Raw genomic sequence first — 5,452 nt, forward strand, 5'->3', positions numbered from 1 at the left:
CATTTGCAGTTTACATCCTGGCTTGTGCCAACGGTCAATACTACACTGGATTCTCTAGAAATATCGGTAATAGACTAAGAGCACACCGCAAAGGAGAGGTTTCATTTACGCAAGATAAACTACCTGTAAGGCTCGTTCATGTCACTTTCTTCAATGAAGTAAAAAAGGCCTATGATTACGAAAGATATTTGAAATCAGGTTCTGGCATTGCTTTTCGTAACAAACGGTTGATTTAACCCCCTGATTAATATGAATCTCCCGGAAATTGCCTAATTTACACTGGCAATTTATGGATAGACGAGTTTGTTTAATATACGGGATGTAAAAACAAACAATTAGCAGGATTTGAAAGAATACCATCCTCATGGGAAAGATGCAGAGTACCATAGAAAAAACTTCCCTCGAAACTTATTTTGAGCGTTTCCGTAAGAATATCATTGGTATCAACCAGACCTTCACCACCCCTTACGGAGAAAAAAGGATAGTTTACGCAGATTGGATCGCCAGTGGTAGGCTGTACCGGCCTATTGAAGAAAAACTGCTGACAGACTTCGGCCCGTTTGTGGCAAACACCCATACAGAGACCACCATTACCGGTACTACCATGACGCGGGCCTATGCTGAAGCCAGGCGCATCATCAAGGAACACGTCAATGCCAATGCCGACGATGTACTGATCACTACTGGGTCAGGCATGACCGGGGTAGTAAACAAATTCCAGCGGATCCTGGGCCTGAAAGTCCTCGAGAACCTGAAACCCCATACGGAGATACCCGATCAAAAAAGACCGGTGGTATTCCTCACCCATATGGAACATCATTCCAACCAAACCACCTGGCTGGAAACCATTGCGCGTGTTGTTGTTGTACCCCCTGGAAGAGATGGACTCATCTGCCTGGATCAATTTGAAAAATGCATTCAGGAACATCAAGCCGCCCCAATTAAGATCGCTGCAGTAACTGCCGCCTCGAACGTAACCGGAATCCGAACGCCCTACCACAAAATAGCCCGTCTGATACATCGGTATAACGGCCTCTGCTTTGTAGATTTTGCCTGTTCAGCCCCCTATGTGGAAATCGATATGCACCCGGAAGATCCCGAGACCCACCTTGACGCTATCTATTTTTCTCCACACAAATTCCTGGGCGGTCCCGGTTCCAGTGGTGTACTCTTATTTCACAATAACCTCTACCACAACAAAGTACCAGACAACCCTGGAGGTGGTACGGTAAGCTGGACAAACCCGTGGGGAAACCACAAATATATAGACGACATTGAAACCCGGGAAGACGGGGGCACCCCTGCCTTCCTACAAACTATCAGGATAGCGCTAGCCATCCGTCTTAAAGAAGAAATGGGTATATCCCAAATACTGGAACGGGAACACCAGTTGATCAATCGGGTTTTCGATCGCCTCCATGGCCAGGAGGGGATTAACATCCTGGCAGCCCAACATAGGGACCGCCTGGGTTGTTTTTCATTCTATATTGACGACCTGCATTTCAATCTGGCCGTTAAACTACTTAACGACCGGTATGGGATACAAACCCGGGGAGGTTGCTCCTGTGCAGGTACCTATGGCCACTTTCTACTTCACGTGGACGAGGAAATGTCCCGGAACATCACCTGCGAAATCGACGAGGGCGACCTATCGCACAAACCCGGATGGATCCGAATGTCTGTCCATCCTACCAACACCATGGCGGAAATCGATATCATCTGTGATGCCATCCTGGAAATCGCTGAAAACCACAAGCAATGGGCTAAGGATTACCGATACGATCCAAAATCCAATGAATTCATCTACAGGTCTGAGGGCACAGACGAACAAGATGAAATCCGATCTCTGTTTACCCTTAGATAAGATCAGCAAGATCAGGTTTTGTCCTATTCGAAATCGCTCCTCTTAAGCTTGAACGAAGCCATACCAAAACAGGGCATTTTAATTTCTAAACTCAGTCCTCCGAAGCCTGAACTAAGCTAAATCGAATGTAGGGGTTAATTCTATAACGTTGATGAATTATTGGAATATGGATACAGTTTCTTTTTTTTATATATTGATTCCCTGAAACCTAACCGCGGAAATAGTGTTCAACCCATGATTGGGAAACTATTGGCGTTATTTTTTTCTTTTCCTTCTTCCTCTGTTTTAAGAGGTAGATCCCTAATCCTTTATAATTTCTGATCATGAAAAAACTAGTCTTCATATACCTGGTTATTTTCCTTGCTAAACCAAACAATTTGCTCAGTCAGGATTATCTGAATTTTGAGGATTCAGACCCTAATAAAATGGGCTGGATGCAAGGCTTTCCTCCACCTGAAGATAAAATAGTAACTGCCATAGACGGCAGTTTCTTCAGGTTTCCCGCGTTGCGGTACAGCGTTTGCCATATGCGGGAATTTATGCCAACAACCGAAGTAAAAGGGGCGATAACCAACCGTTATAAATTTAAAGTTAGGCTTGATAGTGCTATTGACAATGTCACCTTTATGCCGACTAACAGTTCCAAACCCATGACCTGGCGGGAATCGCTGGCTAAAAATTATACGGATGGCATGCTTATCCTTCATAAGGGCAGGATCGTTTATGAAAAATATTTCGGGGAACTCAAACCGGATGGGGTGCATGCGGCCATGTCTGTCAGCAAGACCTTTACGGGAACATTAGGAGGCCTGCTGGTAGCCGAAGGCGTATTGGATGAAAATAAAACAGGAGCAGCCTATGTGCCGGAATTAAAGGGATCGGCTTTTGGCGATGCCACCATAAGGCAGATCCTGGACATGACTTCCAGCCTGAAATACAGCGAGGATTACTCAAATCCCAAGGCGGAGATCTGGGCCTTTTCTGCGGCAGGCAACCCATTCCCGAAACCTGCTTCCTATAAGGGTCCTACAAATTACTATGACTATTTAAAAACCGTTCAGAAGGAAGGTGAGCATGGGGAGATATTCGGTTATAAAACGGTAAATACAGACGTCATGGGTTGGATCGTTTCCAAAGTTACTGGTAAATCCATACCGGATCTGCTTTCTGAAAGGATCTGGAAACCTCTCGGGACCCATTTTGACGGCTACTTTCAAATAGACGGTGCCGGCATTGCGTTTGCTGGAGGAGGATTCAGCGCCAACATGAGGGATATGGCCATGTTTGGGGAAATGGTCCGTAATAAAGGAAAATTCAACAAGAAACAGATCTTGCCCGCATCCCTGATAGAAGACATAATGAGGGGAGGAAGCCAGGAAGCGTTCAGTAAATCGGTATACAATTCACTTAAAGGATGGAGCTATCGAAATATGTGGTGGCATACCCACAACGAACATGGAGCCTTTGCTGCCCGAGGGGTACACGGGCAAACCATTTATATTGACCCCAAAGCAGAAATGGTACTTGTAAGGTTTGCTTCGCATCCGGAAGCCAAAAATTCAAAAATAGATCCTACTTCCCTGCCGGCATATCATGCCGTAGCAAAATATTTAATTGGTAAATGATAATTAAAGTGGGCGTTATACCAAAGTGCTGCTTAAGCCTGACCTTAATTATCTTTTCTTTTTATCAAGGTTTCTGTCAGTCTGATTCCCTTGTTATTGATACGGGATATGAGGTGTCTGTGGTAGGTCAGATCAAGAAAATGGGACGGGGAGTACTGGAAATCGATGTGCCCTATGGAGATGAGAATTTCAAAATTAAATGGTCCAGCATCAAAGAGATTTATACGCATTCCAAATTTGTAGTGAGCAGTAATGGTGAGATTTACCGGGGGAGATTGGCTTCCGTTTCGGATCAACACGTACAAATAATTGACCAGGACTCTATTCTTCTTACCTGTGCACAGGACGATATCGTGTATTTAAACCCATTTAAAGAAGGTTTCTCCGATCGTTTTGGGGCCATGGTAGAAGCTGGTTTTAACCTTACAAAAGCCCAGAACTTACGTCAATTCTCTTTACGCAGCTCCGTCAGCTACAAAACCGATAAATGGACGGCCGATGCCTCCTACAATATCATACGGTCCAGCCAGGACAATGTAGCATCGGTTAAGCGTACCGATGGCCTGTTGAATTACCGGCGTATTTTGCCTAAAAACTGGTACTTGATTGGCACCATAGCCACCCTATCCAACACGGAACAACTCATTGACCTAAGGGCAAATTCACAACTGGGTATTGGTAAATTTATAATTAGTTCAAACCGGGCATATTGGGGGGTGAAGGCAGGCACCAATAACAATCTGGAACGCTTTACAAATGAAACGACGGAGCGAAACACCTGGGAAGCCTACCTGGGCACCGAAGTGAATTTATACGATATTGGGGACCTCCAGCTTTCCTTTCTGTACATGGGATATACAGGACTATCAGATAAGGGGCGGTATCGCGCAGACGTTAATTTTGACGCCAAGTACGACCTGCCCCTGGACTTCTTTATCCGTATGGGAATTTCCCTTAACTATGATAACCAACCTGTGCAAGATGCTAGTGAAACGGATTATATTATCCGCACAGGGATCGGCTGGGAATGGTAACTGTGCTAAGGTATTGCTTTCATTTTTTGGGATGATCAGTGCCTTTTGGAGGATATTGAATACTTCCCTTAAGGGATGCAATGGTATCAGCGTCAAAATCCGGTAACTTCAGCTCATTGTTTTCGATCCATTCCCTGACCCGTTTCTCAGCCTCTGCTTTCTTTTCCTGGGAAAGCCCCTGGTCCTTGGATAGATACAGGGTTTGGGACGGAAAGGCAAATCCACTACCGCTGTCCTCAATGACCTTGGCCAAACGCAGGTTGATATCTTCCTGTATCCCCAGAAATTCATTCCAATCTGCGGCATGGGTATAGGCAAACAGTTCTACTTTCAGAGCGTCACTGCCATAGCCCAGGAAACGTACCCGGGCGGGGTCCGGATCAACTTTGGGGTGTGCGTATAAAATCTTTCTCAACTCCACCAGGATATAGCGCATCTGATCTGAAGTGGTCTCGTAGCGCAAACCTAAAACGGTATGGTACCAGAACATATCCCTTTTCGCATAATTCTCAATTAAACGGGTGGAAAAGTCCGCATTGGGTATAGTGACAACGGTACGGCCCAGAGTTCTTATCCGTGTAGAAAACATACCGATCTTCTCTACCGTACCCAGGGTATCCCCAACTTTGCAAAAATCCCCAACACTAACTGGCTGATCAAAGATAACGGACAGGCCACCTACGATGTTTTCTATGGTTTTCTGGGCACCAAGAGCCAGAGCAATGCCACCAATCCCCAAAGCCGCCAGGCCTGCCGTAACATTGACTCCTATGGTATCTAAAGCTATCAGTAGGGCAATTAAAACAAGGATGAACTTGGCACTGTTCCGGAAAAATGATATGGCCGAAAGCCCTCCAAAACGGTTGCTCTCACGCAGGCGCTGTTCGCCGTAGGAAGACAGGGTGTTGATCAATAACCAGATGAAAATG

At 45.5% G+C, this 5,452-nt stretch carries 5 protein-coding genes; 4 read left to right on the forward strand and 1 reads right to left on the reverse strand.

Features of this window, described 5'->3' with window-relative positions; translation table 11 throughout:
* The 4 genes from AC4E7D_RS06410 to AC4E7D_RS06425 all read left to right on the forward strand — a co-directional run.
* A partial coding sequence (locus tag AC4E7D_RS06410; protein WP_490172984.1) for a GIY-YIG nuclease family protein occupies positions 1–236 on the forward strand: 236 nt, incomplete at its 5' end.
* A 137-nt stretch (positions 237–373) separates the two neighbouring features.
* Positions 374–1,864: an aminotransferase class V-fold PLP-dependent enzyme gene (locus AC4E7D_RS06415; protein WP_490172995.1), complete on the forward strand. Its 1,491-nt coding sequence runs from the start codon at positions 374–376 to the stop codon at positions 1,862–1,864.
* A gap of 323 nt (positions 1,865–2,187) precedes the next feature.
* Positions 2,188–3,489, forward strand: coding sequence for a serine hydrolase domain-containing protein (locus AC4E7D_RS06420; protein WP_490172985.1), 1,302 nt, complete (start codon positions 2,188–2,190; stop codon positions 3,487–3,489).
* A gap of 113 nt (positions 3,490–3,602) precedes the next feature.
* On the forward strand, positions 3,603–4,523 hold the full coding sequence (locus tag AC4E7D_RS06425; RefSeq protein WP_490172986.1) for a DUF481 domain-containing protein: 921 nt from the start codon (positions 3,603–3,605) through the stop codon (positions 4,521–4,523).
* 19 nt (positions 4,524–4,542) lie between these two features.
* On the opposite strand, the gene AC4E7D_RS06430 is transcribed toward AC4E7D_RS06425, so the two are convergent.
* Positions 4,543–5,452: mechanosensitive ion channel family protein (locus tag AC4E7D_RS06430; RefSeq protein WP_490172987.1), on the reverse strand; the 910-nt coding region annotated here is incomplete at its 5' end.

Source organism: Lentiprolixibacter sp. (assembly GCF_982873095.1).

Coding starts and splice junctions, on each gene's coding strand:
- AC4E7D_RS06415 (WP_490172995.1), top strand. CDS start 374: ATGCAGAGTACCATAGAAAAAACTTCCCTCGAAACTTATTTTGAGCGT.
- AC4E7D_RS06420 (WP_490172985.1), top strand. CDS start 2,188: ATGAAAAAACTAGTCTTCATATACCTGGTTATTTTCCTTGCTAAACCA.